General features: G+C 70.0%; 17 protein-coding genes and 1 pseudogene. 10 read left to right on the top strand and 8 right to left on the bottom strand.

All coding sequences use genetic code 11. The features are described from left to right. The first annotated feature begins 26 nt into the window (after positions 1 to 26). Complete coding sequence (locus tag IE277_RS44785; protein WP_189959638.1) at positions 27 to 662, top strand: TetR/AcrR family transcriptional regulator; 636 nt, start codon at positions 27 to 29, stop codon at positions 660 to 662. A 55-nt stretch (positions 663 to 717) separates the two neighbouring features. Here IE277_RS44785 and IE277_RS44780 read toward each other — a convergent pair whose 3' ends face one another. The 4 genes from IE277_RS44780 to IE277_RS44765 form a co-directional block, all read right to left on the bottom strand. Continuing rightward, positions 718 to 957 carry a hypothetical protein gene (locus tag IE277_RS44780; protein WP_189959636.1) on the bottom strand — a complete coding sequence of 80 codons (240 nt, stop codon included), beginning with the start codon at positions 955 to 957 and terminating at the stop codon, positions 718 to 720. 162 nt (positions 958 to 1,119) lie between these two features. Further along, complete coding sequence (locus IE277_RS44775) at positions 1,120 to 1,281, bottom strand: hypothetical protein (RefSeq protein WP_189959634.1); 162 nt, start codon at positions 1,279 to 1,281, stop codon at positions 1,120 to 1,122. 108 nt (positions 1,282 to 1,389) lie between these two features. Continuing rightward, positions 1,390 to 2,436, bottom strand: coding sequence for a zinc-binding dehydrogenase (locus IE277_RS44770; protein ID WP_189959633.1), 1,047 nt, complete (start codon positions 2,434 to 2,436; stop codon positions 1,390 to 1,392). A 159-nt stretch (positions 2,437 to 2,595) separates the two neighbouring features. Further along, entirely contained in the window at positions 2,596 to 5,817 is a 3,222-nt protein-coding gene (locus IE277_RS44765; RefSeq protein WP_189959631.1) for a bifunctional cytochrome P450/NADPH--P450 reductase, read from the bottom strand. A gap of 163 nt (positions 5,818 to 5,980) precedes the next feature. Here IE277_RS44765 and IE277_RS44760 point away from each other — a divergent pair, with 163 nt between their 5' ends. Next, positions 5,981 to 6,610: a TetR/AcrR family transcriptional regulator gene (locus IE277_RS44760; RefSeq protein WP_229882517.1), complete on the top strand. Its 630-nt coding sequence runs from the start codon at positions 5,981 to 5,983 to the stop codon at positions 6,608 to 6,610. A gap of 663 nt (positions 6,611 to 7,273) precedes the next feature. Here IE277_RS44760 and IE277_RS44755 read toward each other — a convergent pair. Further along, the gene (locus IE277_RS44755; RefSeq protein ID WP_189959627.1) at positions 7,274 to 7,933 is read right to left on the bottom strand and encodes a type III effector protein; all 660 of its coding nucleotides are present in this window, start codon (positions 7,931 to 7,933) and stop codon (positions 7,274 to 7,276) included. 130 nt (positions 7,934 to 8,063) lie between these two features. On the opposite strand from IE277_RS44755, the gene IE277_RS44750 reads away from it, so the two are divergent. The 3 genes from IE277_RS44750 (at position 8,064) to IE277_RS44740 (ending at position 9,498) form a co-directional block, all read left to right on the top strand. Then, the gene (locus IE277_RS44750) at positions 8,064 to 8,495 is read left to right on the top strand and encodes an Hsp20/alpha crystallin family protein (RefSeq protein ID WP_189959625.1); all 432 of its coding nucleotides are present in this window, start codon (positions 8,064 to 8,066) and stop codon (positions 8,493 to 8,495) included. A gap of 98 nt (positions 8,496 to 8,593) precedes the next feature. Then, positions 8,594 to 8,989, top strand: a complete 396-nt coding sequence (locus IE277_RS44745; RefSeq protein WP_189959623.1) for a DUF2267 domain-containing protein — start codon at positions 8,594 to 8,596, stop codon at positions 8,987 to 8,989. A 74-nt stretch (positions 8,990 to 9,063) separates the two neighbouring features. Continuing rightward, positions 9,064 to 9,498: a DUF2267 domain-containing protein gene (locus IE277_RS44740; protein WP_189959620.1), complete on the top strand. Its 435-nt coding sequence runs from the start codon at positions 9,064 to 9,066 to the stop codon at positions 9,496 to 9,498. Between the two features lie 401 nt (positions 9,499 to 9,899). Here the strand turns inward: IE277_RS44740 and IE277_RS44735 are convergent, their stop codons facing one another. The 3 genes and pseudogenes from IE277_RS44735 to IE277_RS44725 form a co-directional block, all read right to left on the bottom strand. Then, on the bottom strand, positions 9,900 to 10,229 hold the full coding sequence (locus tag IE277_RS44735) for an NIPSNAP family protein (RefSeq protein ID WP_189959618.1): 330 nt from the start codon (positions 10,227 to 10,229) through the stop codon (positions 9,900 to 9,902). A gap of 142 nt (positions 10,230 to 10,371) precedes the next feature. Next, positions 10,372 to 10,605, bottom strand: a pseudogene (locus tag IE277_RS48525) (SsgA family sporulation/cell division regulator); the annotation flags it as partial. 252 nt (positions 10,606 to 10,857) lie between these two features. Beyond that, positions 10,858 to 11,271 carry a hypothetical protein gene (locus IE277_RS44725; protein ID WP_189959616.1) on the bottom strand — a complete coding sequence of 138 codons (414 nt, stop codon included), beginning with the start codon at positions 11,269 to 11,271 and terminating at the stop codon, positions 10,858 to 10,860. Between the two features lie 335 nt (positions 11,272 to 11,606). Between IE277_RS44725 and IE277_RS44720 the strand changes: the two genes are divergently transcribed. The 5 genes from IE277_RS44720 (at position 11,607) to IE277_RS44700 (ending at position 15,979) form a co-directional block, all read left to right on the top strand. Next, positions 11,607 to 11,816: a ferredoxin gene (locus IE277_RS44720; RefSeq protein ID WP_189959614.1), complete on the top strand. Its 210-nt coding sequence runs from the start codon at positions 11,607 to 11,609 to the stop codon at positions 11,814 to 11,816. After that, positions 11,806 to 13,161, top strand: coding sequence for an NAD(P)/FAD-dependent oxidoreductase (locus IE277_RS44715; protein WP_189959612.1), 1,356 nt, complete (start codon positions 11,806 to 11,808; stop codon positions 13,159 to 13,161). Before IE277_RS44720 ends, IE277_RS44715 begins: the two co-directional genes overlap by 11 nt. A 31-nt stretch (positions 13,162 to 13,192) precedes the next feature. Continuing rightward, entirely contained in the window at positions 13,193 to 14,377 is a 1,185-nt protein-coding gene (locus tag IE277_RS44710) for a cytochrome P450 (protein ID WP_189959610.1), read from the top strand. Between the two features lie 277 nt (positions 14,378 to 14,654). After that, a complete protein-coding gene (locus tag IE277_RS44705; RefSeq protein ID WP_189959608.1) occupies positions 14,655 to 15,239 on the top strand; it encodes a PAS domain-containing protein in 585 nt (194 codons plus the stop codon). Next, entirely contained in the window at positions 15,239 to 15,979 is a 741-nt protein-coding gene (locus IE277_RS44700; protein ID WP_189959606.1) for a GAF domain-containing protein, read from the top strand. Before IE277_RS44705 ends, IE277_RS44700 begins: the two co-directional genes overlap by 1 nt. Positions 15,980 to 17,038: the final 1,059 nt, after the last annotated feature.

The following is a 17,038-nucleotide window of genomic DNA, read 5'->3' as shown; positions in this document are numbered from 1 at the left end:
TCGTCGCGGCGGTTACACTGGGCCGTATGCCGACGTCAGCCCCGCCCAAGAACCGCTTCGAGCGGCGCCGCGCCGAAACCCGCCAGGCGCTCGTCCGTGCGGCCCGGCAGATCCTCGCGGAGACCGGGGACACCAGCGTCAGCATCCAGGCCATCGCCGAGCGCGCCGATGTCGGTTTTGGGTCCTTCTACAACCACTTCGAATCGAAGACGGAGCTGTTCGACTCCGCGGTGTCGGACGCCCTGGAGGAGTTCGGGCAGGTCATCGACGCGCGTGTGGAAGGCATCGACGACCCGGCCGAGCTGGTCGCGGCTGGTTTCCGGCTCACCGCCCGGATGGCGGACTCCCACCCGGAACTCCTGCGGATCCTGCGTGACCGCGGCCTGGCCCACATCCACTCCGACCGTGGCCTCGCCCCGCGCGCCCTGCGCGACCTGGAGATCGGCATCGCCTCGGGCCGCTTCACCTGCGGCAACGCGACCACCGCCCTGTCCGCCCTGGGCGGCACCCTGCTGTCACTCGTGGCTCTGAGGCTGGACCGCCCGGACCTCGACGGCGACGAGGCCGCCTCCGACCTGGCCGAGATGGTCCTGCGCATGCTCGGCCTCGCTGCGGACGACGCCCATGAGGTCACCCGGCGCCCGCTGCCCGACCTCGCCTGACAACGTCCTGCACCTGCCGCGCGGCCGCCTGTGCTGCTACGCCGGCGGCCACGAGTCACGCGGCGGCCGCGGCCTCACCCATGGGGTCCGCCCAGGTGCTCGCGGCGTTCTCCTCGGCGAGGGCCGGCATCAGTGCTTCCAGCGCCTGGGCGAGGACGGGTGCCGCCACATGGCCTGCGAACACGCCTTGGTGTTGACCACGTCGTATGTTCGCGATGGCCTCTTCGCGGGCCGGTGCCAGGGTGGCGCGGATGGCTGCCTCTCCCAGATGGCGACGCCCCAGAGAGATGAGCATGCGGTACTGGTCACCCACCGCTCATGCCGCCAGCACCGTGCGTGCCATCGCCTCGACAGGATCTGCATCCGGAACGCGAACTGCGGCGAACGCCTGCTGGAGCGCTTGTCCTGCTTCCTGCGTCAAGTCGGTGACCAGCGCCTCCCGGCTGGGGAAGTGTCCCTAGAGGGTGCGCCGGGCGACGCCGGCCGTCTGAGCGATGCTGCCGAGACTCGTGTCCGGGTCGTCCCGCAGTTGCTGCCGGGCGGTCGCGAGGATGCGTCTGTGGTTGGAGTGAGCATCCCTGCGCTGCGGAGTGCGGCGCGGGCGGTCGGTCGTCTGCATGGCTCCCCCTCTTCACGGTTGCCGGAAAGCCGTGGGCGCCGGTGCTCCCTCAAGCACCGGCGCCCACTCACCCCTGCCCGAGGTGGCCTGGTGTCCTGCTGACAGGCGTCAGGGGACGAGGATGAGGCGGATCGGGTCGCCGATCTTGTTCTCCAGACGGCTGACAGCGTCGGCCGCGTCGATGAGCGGGATGTGATCCGTGATGGAGGGGGCCAGGTCGAGGCGGCCGGCCGCGGTCAGCCGCACGAGCTCGGAGACCGACTCCGGGGTGCCGCCGTAGTGACCGCGCACCTGCTTCTGCAGGTAGTTGAAGGTCAGGCCCTCGGTGATGGTGAGCGGCCTGGGGGTGATGCCCACCAGGATCAGGGAGCCGCCCAGGCCGAGCACGGAGGCGGCCTGCTCGCGGACGGTGGGTACGCCGGCGCAGTCAAAAGCGAAGTCCAGGCCCCGTCCGTCGGTGGCCGCGCGGACCTGGTCGGCGAAGTCGGGTGCGGCCGGGTCCAGGGCGTAGTCCGCGCCGAAGGCCAGGGCGCGCTCGCGGGCGCTGCGCAGCGGGTCGACGGCGATGACCGGTGCGGCGCCGACCAGGCGGGCGAGGCGTACGTTGTGCGCGCCGACTCCGCCCACGCCCCAGACGCCGACGGACTGGGCGGGACGGACGCCCGCGGTGGTGACGACGGCGGCGTAGGGGGTGGAGACCGCGTCGGGGATGATCGCGGCCTGGTCGAAGGGGAGGCTGTCGGGGATGGGGATGAGGGTGTCCTCGCGGGCGATCACGTACTCGGCCCAGCCGCCGTCGTAGTCGATGCCTGCGGTGAGCATCTGGGTGCAGGGGCGGCGGCGCACGCATCCGGCGCACTTACCGCAGGTCTTGCCGGCCTCCAGGGTGACGCGGGTGCCGACAGGCAGGCCGCGCTTGAGGTCGGGGCCGAGCGTGTGGACCACACCGGAGACCTCGTGGCCGACGGTGACCGTGTCGGAGGTGGCGAACAGGGGGACGAGGGAGCCGTCGATCAGGTGGACGTCCGAGAGGCAGACGCCCGCGGCCTTCACCTCGATGAGAACCTCGCCCGGGCCCGCTGCGGGGATGGGGACCTCCTCCACGGCGAACTTCTTGCTGTCCAGGTGGAAGCGTCCGGCGAGCATGCTGTCCATGACGATCTGCTTTCTGTGAGCGGCACTCGACGGTTTCGGGCCGATGGGTGCCATGTCGTGTCCGTGGGTTTGTGGTGGCCGGGAGGCGTACGGCCGGCAGCGGGGGTGCCGCACGCCTCGCGGCGGCTGGGGGTCACGCGCCTTGACGGCCTGCGACGGTCAGGCGAAGACGTCCTGCTGGTAGCGCTCGTCCGCTTCCAGCTGGGCAAGCCAGTGCTGGGCGGTCTCGTCGTCGCTGCCGGTCCGCCGGCGGTGGATGGCGGCGAGGGCCTCGCGGACGGCGGGGGCCATACGGCGGCCGTCACCGCAGACGTAGGTGTACGCGCCGTCCTCGATGGCCTGCCACACCGTGTCGGCGGCATGGGCGATGGCGTTCTGCACGAACCGGGCCGGGTGGCCGCTCACCGCGGAGAAGGCGGTGTGGATCTGCGCGATCCCGGCCTGCTCCCAGTCCTGCATCTGCTGACGGTAGAAGTAGTCGTGCTCCGGGTGGCGGCAGCCGACGAAGACCTGCGACAGGCCGACCTCGGTGCCGTTCTGGTGCTGCCAGGCCCGCTCCTCCAGGAAGCCACGCAGCGGCGCGATGCCGGTGCCGGGGCCGATGAGGATCAGCGGCGTAGTGGGGTCGGCGGGCGGGGCGAACGTCGGGGAGGGCACCCGGACGTAGCCGTAGACGACGTCTCCGGGCTCGAGACCGGCGATGTAGGAGGAGCAGGTGCCGCGGTACCGGCCGTCGCCGGACAGAGCCGGGCCCTCCAGCAGGCCGACGGTCAGGCGTACGTGGCGCCGGTTGGCCGACGGGGCGGAGGAGATGGAGTAGAAGCGCGGTCGGATCGGGCCCATCATCTCCAGGAACACCGCCAGCGGCAGCTCGACCGCCTCGAAGCGCTCCAGCAGGCCCAGCACCGAGACCCGCTTGCCGAGGATCTCCTTGCTGTAGCGCTCCTCGGCCTCCTCGGTGTCGGCGGTGTACGCCTGGAGCTGCGGCCGGGTCCACGGGCACTGGGTGTACTCGGCCAGGGTCTGGATCTGGGAGCGGGTGGCCACGTCCTGCAGCTCCAGGAACTCGGTGAGCAGGATGCCGGCGGTGACAGGGACGCCGACCGGCAGATGGGTGCGGCCGCCGCCGGGCTGCTCCAGCCGGAGCACCTGGCCGTACTCGACACCGAGCCGCCTCAGCGCGCGTTCCACCAGGGCGAGTTCGTTCTTGGCGAAGACGGCCAGGTGGTTGCCCGTGTCGTAGGTGACACCGTCGGGCAGCTCGAAGGTGATGGACTTCGCGGACGGGCGCGGCGGCTCGATGCTGAAGTCCCACAGGCCGGTCGCGTCGGCCACGAGCTCCTCGTTGGCCACCACCGTGACCGGGTACGCCTGCTCGGAGACGATGGCGGGACGCACGTCGGACTCGGTGAGCAGCTGGACCTCGTAGCGCGGACCGCTCGCCTCGGAGGTGTCGGCGGCGTACTCCTCGGCCAGGGTGGCCCACAGGGTGTCCATCCAGCGACTCGCCATGCCATCGAAGTCACCGGCGGCGTCCGCTATGCCGCGCTCGACGACCGGGGTGGCGCCTGCGGCCAGCAGACCTTCCTCGATCCGCTTGGGGAATGCCTGGAAGGTAGCCACCCACTGGGTGTTGCCGGCGCCCAGCAGCGCGAACCGCACATTCGACAGCGCACCCTCCGGCAGTCCGGCGGCCAGCAGGTCGTCGAAGCGCTGGGCGTTGTCGGGAGCCTTGCCGTTGTAGCTGGCGGCTACGACGGCGAGCAGGCCCTCGGTGGGCAGGTTGTCGCCCAGCTCGTCCAGGCTCACCAGCGTGGTGCCGAAGCCGGAGCGCTCACCGCGGTCGGCGATGGTGCGCGCCAGGTCCTCGCAGGAGCCGAGGCTGGAGCCGTAGGCGACGGTCAGGTTCACACCGACGCCGCTGACCGCTGTCTGCGCCTGCGTGTCGCCGGTCTGCGGGTCGGTGGCGCCGAAGACGGTCCGCTGGTGCGCCTGACGCTTGCGGACGACCAGTCGGAAGTCGCCGGGCTTGCGTGTCAGGGCCTCGCGGACGTCCATCTTGTAGTCGGTGGTGTCGGAGAACCTGAACTTCTGCAGCACCAGCGCCAGCGCCAGGCGGGCCTCGGTGAGCGCGAACTGGCGGCCGATGCAGGCACGTACACCGTTGCCGAACGGCTTGTAGGCGTGCGGGTGCTGCTCGGCGCGGTTCTCCGGCAGCCACCGGTCGATGTCGAACTCCCCCGGCCGGTCCCACGCCTTGGGGTGGGAGTGCAGCGCGCCCATGAGGATGTTGGCCCTGGTTCCCTTCTTCAGCTCGTACCGGTCGCCGATGACGGTGTCGTCGATGGGCGCCTTGGCGATCAGTGGGATGGGAGCCCACAGGCGCAGGGTCTCCTCCAGGATCCGCGGGATCACGTCGAGCTGCATGATCGTGTCGTAGTCCGGAACCGTGTCACCGGGTAGCAGGCGGTCGACCTCGGCGTATGCCTGCGCCAGGACGTGCGGGTTGCGCATCAGCGAGTACGTGGCGAACGACAGCAGGCCGCTGGTGGTCTCGTGACCGGCGATCAGGAAGGTCACCACCTGGTCACGGACGTTGTCGTCCGCCAGCAGCTTGCCGGTCTCCGGGTCGGTGGCCTCCAGCATCAGGCCGAGCAGGTCCTCCTCGCCGGTGCCCTTCCCCTCACGGCGCTCCTTGATCACGCTCTCGACCAGGTCGCGCATCAGCTGGATGTGCGCGCGGTACTTCCTGTCGTCCGCCTTGCGCAGCCTGGTCATCATCGGCAGCTCCTGGGAGCGCCGCATCGACTCGATCAGTGCCTCCAGCAGCGAGTTGAGGAAGGGGTGCAGCTCCTCCTTGTCGAAGGACTGGAAGCGGTAGCCGAAACCGGACAGGGCGATGGTGTCCAGGGTGAGCCGGGTGTAGTCGTCGGTGACGGCGACAGGCCGGCCCTCCCGGCTCTCCCACTTGCCGACCAGGTTCTGGGCGATCTCCAGCATCTGACCGAAGTAGGTCTTCATGGCCCGCTGACTGAAGGCCGGCAGCAGGATCCGGTGGGCCATGGCCCATTCCTCTTCGTGCTGGTGGGCCGTGAACAGGCCCGCCCCCGTGTAGTCCCGCACATGGCTCAGCGGCGTCTTCTCGATCTGCTTGAAGAACCGCGTCTCGTCGCAGACCTCGGCCACCAGGTCCGGGTCGTAGACGAAGACCTGCTCGATGCCTGCGATGTCCATGCCGTAGATGCCCTCGGGGAACTGCTTGGACAGCTCGTTGAAGTACTCCACCGGGTTGGTGTCGGGGATCTGCGGCGTGTGGCCGAGCAGGGGGATCCCGCGGGGGGACCGGATGGGGCGAAGGCCGTTCGCGGAGTGCGTGGTCATGGCTTGCTCCTCTGCGTGGAGGGGGTGGAGGGGATGGGCAAGGGCGCGTTGCGCTGGTCAATCCCATGGCACCGGACAGAAACATACGCCGTATGGAATTGGTACCGTACGGGGTATGGAAAACAAGGTGAGGCGTCCCCCCCGGGGCACGAGGAAGAGGGACGTGCCTCTGACCGAGGCCGGGATCTATGCGGCTGCCCTGCGGCTCATCGACGCGGACGGGGTCGAGGCGCTCACCATGCGCAAACTCGCGACCGAGCTCGATGCGAACCCGATGTCGCTGTATCACCACGTGCCGAACAAGGAAGCCGTGCTGTGCGGCGTGGCGAGAATGGTCGGCGCCCGGTTCCGCACCGTGACGCTTCAGGACGCTCCGTGGCAGGAGCGCATCCGCCTGCTCGCCACGGACTTCCGGACCCTGGCGCACCGTCACCCGAAGCTGATGGCCTACTCCTTCAGCCAGCCGGACTTCATCCAGCCCGACGACCCGTTCTGGACCGCACTCACCGCGATCGTGGCCGCTGCCGGAGTGTCGCAGTCGGAGGTCCCGGAGATCGCCGCTCTCATGGTCGCCGTCGTCGTCGGTGTCCTCAGCGCCGAACTCAATGGCTCGCTCCAGCAGTGGGCGAGCCTCAAGCCCCCCGGTGTCGCTGCCGACACGGGCGAAGCTACGGTCGCAGACCGTCCAGGCCCTGATCGGGACCACATGTTCCGGCTGGTGATGGACACGCTCATCACGGGGCTGGAGGGACGGTTCGCCGCCGGTCGTAGCGGCCAGGGCGCCGGTCGCTGAGTCCGTGGTCCCGGGGCGTTGCGGCCTGGGCGCGTATGTGGTCAGGCGAGTTCAGGCTGCGATACGGCGCTGCGACGCACAGGGAGCGACCGATCCCCTCCGGGAGCCAGGCAGGGTGGCGGCGCATGAGCGGCATGGAGGCGACGCGCGCAGGCGCGTGGGCCTCCTGTCGTTGTCGAGGGCGGCGGCACCTCCGACGTCGCTCGCGCCCGTGATACCGCCCCGGGCCTTCGGTGCAGGTCTGGATCCGACTTCGGTCCCCGAGACCGCGCAAACACTCGCTCTTGTGGTCTCCGCGCTCGCCACCAACACCCTGCGCCATGGCGGTGGCCGCTACATCCTCAGCCTTGGCATACCGCCGACGCGGTGCACGTCGCTGTCACTGACCTCAGCCCCGCACTCCCAGGGAACGCGCCCCTGACCTCAACGGCGGTACCGGACGGGTTCGGATGCCCCATGGTCCGCCTCCTGGCCCGCGAGGCGAACCTCACTCCCGGCCCCGGACGGGGCGAAACCCTTCACGTCCGCCTCCCGCGGTGATGGCGACCGAAGGGTCACCCGCGGATGACTGAGATCGATCTTGAAGAACGGCAGGCCCCGGTCGGCTCGCCGGTGCCTCTTAGGGCGTGAGGTCCGCCTTCGTGCGGCGGAGCTGTGTACCGGTCAGTCGGGAGCGGCGGTTGTGGCTGTGGCGGAGTTCGTGAGCGCGTCGAGTTGGGTGGCGAGGTCGGGGTGGGTGGTTGTCAGGTGGGGGCGGGTGGCGTTCAGGGGGTGGATGAGGGCGGCGGGATCGTCATGGGCGAGGGCCGCGTGGAGCTGACTGAGCGGGTGGCGGGCGACGATGGGGAGGTCGGTGAGGGCGGTGATCTGGCCGGCGATGCGGCGCAGGTCGGCGGCGTTGTGGCGGGCCCAGGTGGCGAGGGTGCGGTCGGCGGCGCGGCGTTCGCGGGTGGCCTGGACGCGTTGTTCGCCGGTGGTTCCGGCGGGGCCGGGTCGGTTACGCAGGTAGCGGCGTTCGGCGGCCTGGCGGCTGGCGACGCCGAGGGGACGGGCGAGGTCGGCCCAGCTGGCGCCTGCGTGGCGGGCGGTTTCGATCAGGCCGGTTTCCCAGTCGGCGAGCTGCTCGCGAACCTGCCTCAGCAGTAGGAGGGAGGCCAGGGCCTGCTCCGGGCCGATGTCGGGCGTATCGGGGAAGTCGGGAGCCTCGTGCTGGGCGGCGCGCAGAGCGTCGTCTATGGCGTGCAGGGCCGCGGCTGCGGCGAGGAACGAAGCCGGGTTCTGGGAGTCGGAACTGGAGGAGGCCGACTGGTCGGCTGCTGTCATGAGCACCTCCCTCGATTGGCTGTCATCCTTATGACGACACCGTGTTTGTCATCCATTGGATGACATGTTACAACGGTTTCAGTGAGGCGCATTGGCAGCAACTGCCCGAACCTTCTGGAGGTGTTTCACCATGTTGATGCGCACCGACCCCTTCCGTGAGCTCGACCGGCTGGCTCAGCAGCTGATGAACACGGGCACCTGGTCACGGCCGTCCGCGATGGCGATGGACGCCTACCGCGAGGGCGACGAATACGTCGTGGCCTTCGACCTCCCCGGCGTCAGCGCGGAGGCGATCGACATCGACGTCGAACGCAACATGCTGACCGTCAAGGCCGAGCGCCGGCCCGTGGCGAAGGCCGACGACGTCCAGATGGAACTGTCCGAGCGGCCACTGGGCGTCTTCTCCCGCCAGATCGTGCTGGCCGACACGCTCGACACCGAGCACATCAAGGCCGACTACGACGCCGGGGTGTTGACCCTGCGCATCCCGATCGCCGAACGCGCCAAGCCCCGCAAGATCGCCATCGGCGGGGGATCCGACCGCAAGGAGATCTCCGGCTGAGCCGGACGATGCGGGCCGAACAGCGGTGGAGGACGGGCACCTGGTCTCCCCCTCACCCGTCCTCCGCACACCGGAGCCGAAGAAGGGCGGCGGCCGACGTGACCCTGCGACGAGAAGCGTTCCTCGACCAGGTGACGGAACGCGGCGAGTACGGCAGCCGGCAGGAAGCAGAACGCGCGGCCCGCGTGGTGCTCGCACTGCTGGGCGCGCATCTGGTCGGCGAGGTGCGCGCCCAGCTGGCGGCGCGCCTGCCGGAAGGCTTCGCCCTGATCCTGCTCAACCCGCTGCAGAGCGCCGAACCCCTCTCCCCGGAGCGGTTCGTGCGCGCGACGGCGGCCTGGATCGAGGGAGCGACCGACCAGACCGCGGCCTGGGACGTCAGTGCCGTCCTCGGCACGGTCGCCGATGCGGCCGGCGAGGACCTGCTGGGGCAGATCCTGCTCCAGCTCCCTGTGGGCTATGACCTGCTCTTCGGCCGCCCCCAGTCCACCTGACCACCCTGGTGTCCGCGCGCCCCTTAGGGCGCCGGCATGACCACCTCAGCGATAGAAAGGCAACCACCCAAGTGATGTCCGACTGGCGTGCACCACTCCAGCACCTGCCCGTCATGACGTACGAGCAGATGCTGGAGAAGGTCCGTTACGAAGGCGCCTACCCCACCCGGGAACGAGCCGAGGAAGCCGTCCGCCTGGTCCTCGCAGGACTCGGACGCCAGCTGACCGGCGACGAACGCGTCGAATTGGCCGCCCGCCTGCCCTTCGAAGCCGCACGCATCCTCACCGCACAGATCCCCGACACCCAGCCGCTGACCGGCTGGGCCTTCGTCAAAGACCTCGCCGCCCGCACCAGCGCCCCGGTGGGCCCTACCCGCTGGGACACCGGCTCGGTCCTCGCCGCCGTCGCAGTCCTGGCCGGCCCCGACCTCCTCACCCGCATCCTGCACAGGCTCCCCTCCGGCTACGCACTGCTGTTCGGCCGCGCCGAACTCGCCCCAGCCGCATAGGGCCGGCCCCTCCCAGCGTGAAAGCGCGCTGGTGACGGTGGTACGTGCCCATGTCATTGCGCAGACCTCACGAGACCCGTGCCGTCGGCGGCCCCCGGCAACGCGCCCGCGCCGGGGGCCGCAACCGCCGGTCCCGTTTCCTCCTGACCATCGATCCCAGCCCTGGCCCCTGCTCGGGATCCGGACCTCGAGTCGTCCCCGCACCGGTGCACGAGCCGGGGCGGTGCCGGGAGGCCGGGTTCGTGCGCATCAACTGGTCGCCCTCGCGGCACTCAACCACAAGCCGGCGACGAAGCCGCTCCTTCGTCGACGCGGAATCGCGCGGCGGGAGTCGTCGCAGCGGAAGCGCCGAGAGCGGAGCCCGTAGGGTCTCAGCTTCCAGGGGAGGCGTCGTATCGGGGTCAGCGCAAGGGTGAGTCCGCGGTGGGCGTCAGCAGGGTCTCGTCGAGGCCGACGATCTGGCTGATGTCGAAGCCCTCCATGTCCGCGCGGAATTCGGGACTCGACAGGTACGCCTCCAGCTGCTCCTGTACGTCGTCGGTGTCCCTGTAGGAAACGAGGGCGTACAGCCGAGGAGTCTCGCTTCTGGGCGCCGCGGGCACCGTCCAGACGCCGTGGGTGGTGATCCGGTGCTTGGCCATGCCGGGAATGTGCTTGGCCCAGATCTTCTCGTAGGCGGAGAGCGCGTCGGGGCTGCGCAGGGTGTAAACACGGAGCTGGTACTGGGACATGACACTCGTTCCTTACCTCGTGGCACCAGAGCCTCCGTGTACTGCAGGAAGGACGTGATGTCCCGCACGAGGACCTCGGCAAGTCGGTGCCTGCGGAGGACCCGAGGGCGATGAACATCGACTGGTCACCCCGCCCCGCGGCCGACCAGATGCGGACATCCGCGTAGCCTGCGGAACCCTCCAGGCCATCAGCCAGAAGATCCCGCCCCAGCACCCTTTCGACCGGCTCGTCACCGTCGGCGAAGAAGACGGCACGGACGACATGAGGATCAGTGGGCTCATACCGAAGACGTACGCAAAGGGGCAGTGAGCAGGCGCGCGAGACGACCAGCTGCACGGTCACCCGCCGCTCCACAGTCTTCAAGGACTTCTTCATCGGCCTCTGCTCCTAGGCGTGGCTTGGCGGCGGCTGACGTCCGGCCGGCCGCGAAGAGGCAGCGTGGGCGGAGGCGGTACGGCAGGTCGCGGGGCGCCGGACGGCACCGGCGCATCGCACGATGGGTGGCGCGGCGCTCGCTCGGCCGACGGTCGGGGCCGCCGACCTCCGACCGCCGGGTGCATCCCTGCCGCCGCCCGGGATTGGACTGAGGGGAACGGCCTGGGCTCACGGCCTCGGGCGGTACCCGTCTCACCGGTCATCGCGGCTCAGGCCGTCGTGGTCCCTGTCCCTGCCGCCGTGCTCGTGGCGGGTCCCGTCGTGCGGGTAGGACGTGTCGGACGTCCAGCGGTGTCCGTGGCCCTCCCCGCGGTAGAAGTGACCATCGCGGTAGAAGAGACCGTCGCAGTCGTGCCGGGTCGAATCGGTGACGCGCGGGTCCTGGTGCCAGCCGCGGGTCTCGTCGCAGGAGTAGCCCTGCTCAAGCAGGTAGCCGACACCGTGGTCCCAGCCGTCATCAGCGGCCTCGGCCCTGACAGCCGGGCGCTGGACGTGCGCGGACGCAAGGGGCGCGGCCGAAGCGGCGCTCCCGGTACCGAGGACGGCGACACCCGCCACCGCCACGGAGGTGACAGTGACGGCGATGCGCTTCGTGAACTTCTTCATGATCTTTCCTTCCCGGTGGCGTGGTCTGCGCCAACGGCGGTTTCGGTCAGGCGATGTGCGGCGCCTGATGTGGTCCGGGCGAGCAGTTCCATACGCTGTATGGAATCGCCCTCCCATTATTGCCATACGTTGTATGGAAATGTCGAGGTGACGAAGGCCACTGGGTGGCCGGCGCGCGCGAGTGACGACAACTTCCGTCCGTCACCTGCGAGTCGGTCATCGCTGTCCCCTCGGCGCGCCGGTGTTTTCCGTTCCGCAGCTGCGACGTGCGGGCCCGCGATTCCCGGCTCATGCTGGAAAGCGAGGGGGGCGGGACAGCGGAGGATGTGGTGGAGATGCGGACCGTTGTCGACCTCACGCGCTGCCAGGGGTACGCCCAGTGCGTGTTCCTCGCGCCGGAGGTGTTCGAGCTGCACGGCGAGGAGGGACTGTTGTACGCCACGGCCGTCCCCGACGACCAGGCCGAACGCGTCCGCCAGGCCGCGGCGGCCTGCCCGGTCCAGGCGATCCTCCTCGGGGAAGAGGTGAGCAGTGGTGCCCGGTGACCTGAAGGAGGGCCGGATCGTCATCGTCGGCGCGTCGCTGGCCGGCCTGAGGGCCGCGGAGGCGCTGCGCGAGGAGGGCTTCACCGGCTCACTGACCGTGGTCGGAGACGAGCCGCACCCGCCCTACGACCGGCCGCCGCTGTCCAAGCAGGTGCTGCTCGGGCAGGCTACGGCGGAGACCACGGGGCTGCCGATGCGCCGGGAACCGGACGCCGAATGGCGCCTCGGCGTGGCTGCCACCGGTGTGGACCTGCTGGCGAAACGGGTGCTCCTGGCCGACGGGGAGTCGCTGCCGTACGACCGGCTGCTGATCGCCACCGGCACCCGGGCGCGGCCCTGGCCCAACCCGGCGGAAGCCGCCCTGGACGGGGTGTTCACCCTGCGGACCCGGGAGGACGCCGCCGGGCTGGCCGAACGGTTGGATGCGAGGCCGGAGCGGGTGCTGGTGATCGGCGGCGGCTTCACCGGCTCGGAGATCGCCTCGGCCTGCCGGGAACTGGGGCTGGAGGTCACGGTCGCCGAACGCGGCCCCGCACCGCTGGTCGGCGCTCTCGGCGGCACCTTGTCGAAACTCGCCGCGGTCATGCAGCGCAACCACGGCGTGGATCTGCGCACCGGGGTGACGGTCACCACCCTGCGCGGGAACGGCGGCTTCACCGGCGCGGAGCTTTCCGACGGCAGCCGCGTGGACGCAGAAGTGTGCGTCGTCGCGCTGGGTGCGATCCGCAACGTCGAGTGGCTGGCGGACTCCGGCCTGGCGGCGGGCCCGCGCGGCATCGCCTGCGACGCAGGATGCCGCGCCTTCAACATGTACGGGATCGTCACCGACGACGTCTTCGTGGCCGGCGACGTCTCCCGCTTCCCTCACCCGCTGTTCGGCTACCAGATGCTGTCCCTGGAGCACTGGGGGAACGCGGTGGAGCAGGCCGAGGTGGCGGCCCACAACATGGTCAACCCCGGGCCGCTGCAGCGCCCGCACCTGTCCATCCCGACGTTCTGGTCGACCCAGTTCGGACTCAACATCAAGTCCGTGGGCGTACCCACCTACTCCGACCACATCGTCATCGCCCAGGGATCCCTGGAGGCACGCCGGCTGGCCATGGTCTACGGCTACCAGGGCCGGGTCACCGCCGCCGTCACCGTCGACATGGCCAAGGCGCTCGACTACTACCGGCACCTGATCGAGACAGCCGCGCCGTTCCCGCCGCCGCCCGGTGCGCAGGACCGGGCGATCGCGGCCGACATCCCGATCCCCTCTCTCGTGCCGGATCCGTCGGGGCTGTCTCACGGCCCGACCGTCGCGCTCACCGGCCATCTTCCCGACCGCCGGCTGACGGTGGTGTAGCCCACGTCCCGCCCGACCACGAGGAGCCGTCATGGACTCCGCCACCTTGCTGGCACGGATCACCGACTACGCCAGCCGCCCCAACCCCTACCCCCTGTACGCGGAACTCCGCGAGGCCGGTCCCGTGGTGCAGCAGGCAGACGGCAGCTATCTGATCGGCACGTACCACGAGATCGCCGCTCTGCTCCACGATCCGCGGATGAGTGCCGACCCCCGCACCCGGGGTGAAGTGGCTCACAAGCCGCCCTTCCTCCGGCTCGACGACCCCGAGCACCACAGGCTGCGCACGCTGGCCATGCGGCCCTTCGGGCCTCCGCACAGCCCCCGCCGGGTCGACTCCATGCGCGGCGAGATCGACCGGATCACCAGAGAATTGCTGCAGTCCTTCGAGGCGGGCCGGCAGATCGACATCGTCGACGACTTCGCCTACCCGCTGCCCGTCACGGTGATCTGCCGGCTGCTCGGCGTGCCGCGCGAGGACGAACCACTGTTCCGGGCCTGGTCCGACGCGCTGGTCGCGGCCGCCGACGTCAGGCCCGAGGATGACTCCGCCGAGGAGGACAAGGCCGGCGACCAGGCGCGGATGGAAATGGGCGGGTACCTGGTGAACCTCGCCGAGCAGCGGCGTGGCGATCCGGGCGACGACATGCTGTCCGCCTTCGTCAACGAACCGGACCCTGCCCTGCGGCTCACCCAGGAGGAACTCGCGGAAACCGCCGTGCTGTTGCTCATCGCCGGGCATGAGACGACGGTCAACCTGATCACCAACGGCTCGCTCACCCTGTTGCGTCACCCCGAGCAGCTGGACCGGCTGCGACGCGAACCCGAACTGCTGCCGCGCGCGGTGGAGGAACTGCTGCGCTACGAGCCCCCGGTCCACATGCGCGGGCGCGTCCCGCACGCCGACATCGACGTCGCCGGCACCGAGATCCCGCAGCACGCGTCCGTCATTCTGGCGCTGGCCTCGGGCAACCGCGATCCCATGCGGTTCGACGAGCCCGACCGGTTCGACCCCGCTCGCCCGGACAACCAGCACCTCGGCTTCGGCAGCGGCATCCACCTCTGCTACGGCGGACCCCTGGCCCGCATCGAGGCGCAGGCCGCGCTCGGCGCGCTGCTTCCCCACCTCGGCGGGGCCAGCCTGGTCGAGGACCCGCCCCCGTACCGGCAGAACGCCATGCTCCGCGGGCCTCGCCACCTGCCTATCCAGCTGTGAGGCCGCGCGGCCACGGCGCCCTCGTCCCGCTCCGGCGGGATGAGGGCGCCGAGTGATGAGCCCAGCAAACGCGCCTGATGATCCGATCACCTGTGAGGGACTTGACGCCCGAGCGATTGCATCTGATTATTCCATCAGAAATGGGCATATTGCTCAACTGCGACACATGCCGCACCGTGTGCCGCTCGCCAGGACATCGCCGTTCACCGCGGCTGCACACAGGGGCCGCCGCGCCAAGTGCCGACGCTCTCACCTCCGCCCCGATGGGACGACCGCGATGACCAACACTGACCAAACCCCCGACCACACCCTCCTCGCCCGGGCAGGCGAGCCCCGCGAGATGCCCGACGCCGCGATCGCGATGCTCGATGCCGAGGGCATCGTCGTGGGGTGGACGCATGCCGCTCAGCAACTCGTCGGTTACTCGGCCGGGGAGGTGGTGGGCCGCTCCGCCGCACACGTCCTGGCGCCCCCCGACGACGAACGAAGGGCTTCGGAGTTCTCCGAGCAGTGCCCTGCGCAGGGCGGCTGGTCCGGCACCGCAGCGATACGCCACCGCGACGGCCAAACGCTCAGGATGACGCTGCGGGTCTCGCTGCTGCGGGGGCGGGACGCCGGCATCCGGTGGCTGGTGTCCGTGACGGACATAGGTTCCCTGTCCTCGGGGGCGACCGGGGAACCAGTGCGGGAGTCACTCCTTGCCCGAGCCCCGATCGGCATCGCCGTCTATGACCCGCAGATGCGCTGTGTGTGGGTGAACGACGCCATGGAGCGTCACGACGGCGTTCCCCTTCACCGGCGCTTCGGGCGCGGTCTGAGGACTCACTGCCCGCCGTCGAGGCCGAAGCGCTCGAGGTGGTGATGCGGCAGGTGCTGCAGAGCGGCACGACGACGGTGCACGAGTACCGTGCGTGGCCGCCCGCGGACCGGCCCAGTGAGTACGCCTTCGCAGCCTCGTTCTTCTGTCTCCAGGGCGCGGACGGCACGCCGGTGGGCGTGTGCTCCATGACCGTGGACGTCACCGGGGACCGGCGGGCGCGTGAGCGCCTCGCCATCCTCAGCGAGGCCGGCACGCACATCGGGAGCACCCTCGACGTGATGCGGACCGGGCAGGAGCTGGCAGAGCTCGCCGTGCCCCTGCTGGCCGACCACGCCCTCGTCGATCTCGTGGAGTCTGTTCCGTTCGGCGCCGAGCCGTCGGCACGGAACGGCATGACGAGTGGCCGCCCGCAGCTGCTGCGCCGTGCCGGTATGGCCTCCGTCGACCTGGGTGTCCTGGAGTTGCCGTGGGTGCGTGAAGAGGTGGTCCACGCCCACCCGGACTCGCTGTTCTCCGCCGCCATGCGCACGGGCCGGTCGTACCTGGAGCCGGTGCTGGACACCCATGCCGGCCCCTGGGTCGACCACGACCCGGTGCGGGCGCAGAAGGTACGCGACAGCGGCGTCCACTCCTTGATGGTCGTACCCATCCGTGCGCGGCGCCGCGTGCTGGGACTGGCGCTGTTCGGCCGTTCCCTGGAACAGACGCCTTTCCAGGAGGACGACCTCCCCCTTGCCCGGATCGGCGTTGAGCAGCCAGAACCAGTGCTGGCCCCAGCCTAATGGTCCGCTCCGTACAACGTGCCCAGCGCTCAGAGCGCCGCCCCCCTGTCGCACAGCGTTTTGTGAAGAGCTCATCGAAGCGCTTCGACTCACTTGGTACGCGACCATAGCACGCTCTTATGTCGGGTTCTAGGCCACAGAATTTCAGGGTCAACCCCCGTCGGCCCTCTAGTTCGATTCGCTGCCTCCCCTCAGATTCATGGTGATTTGCACTCCTGAGGGATCAACATGTTGAAGCGCTTCGAATCCTTCGAATCCCTCTCGGCCCGCACGAGAGCCGGACATCGTCGGGCAGGCCGGGGAGTGCCGCTTCTGCGGCGACCCACCACATGCCCAGGTCCCGGAGGGCAAGAGTTCCGGGACTCTGATCCGTAGGATCGCCCCAGCCGACCGTTGAACGAACTCGGCGAAGGGATCAAGGGACTGGTCGGAGCCGGCGGCCCGACCGGCTCCGACCCCGAACCTGCCGGCACGGGCTGGAAGGGCTGGCCGGCGAGGGCGGCTTTGCGGAAGTTGCGCCACCAGCCCTTCTGAAGGTTGAGCCAGCAGGCACCGACGGGGATGAAGACGGGCCGGATTCTGGGATGGTCCTCCAGCCAGGTGTCCTCCAGTCAGGTGCGGGTGGACACGCTGTTGTGCGAGGACAGGTTGTCGGTGACGGCACAGATGTCACCTGCGGGATCGGCTGCCTCGACCTTCTCCTGGCAGAAAGCAAAGCACTGTTGCGGGAGGAAGCGGTCATGGTGACTTCGTGTCCGTCCCGCACTCGCAGCGCGCCGTGGACCCAGGTCATCTCCGGCCCACGGCTGTGGTCGACTTCGGACTTGATGCGGTGGCCGTTCCGGCGACCGGCCCGGCGCCGGCGGGAACGTGCGGGGGATCACCGGGCCGAGCTCGTCGGTGCAGACGACCGTCGCGCCCTCGGGCGGGCAGGTGTAGAGGCCGAGGGCCCGGGTCCTTCTCCCTCGAAGTCCGGGTCCTTCGAGCGGGTCCAGGACTGGGTGCGACGCCGGCGCACACCCTCGGCCGGCAGGATCCGGCGGACCTGACCGCGGCCGA

Origin of the sequence: Streptomyces alanosinicus, assembly GCF_014650595.1 — a bacterium.
In the GTDB taxonomy this organism is placed as follows: Bacteria; Actinomycetota; Actinomycetes; order Streptomycetales; family Streptomycetaceae; genus Streptomyces; species Streptomyces alanosinicus.
This window is presented reverse-complemented; position numbering and strand designations above follow the sequence as displayed.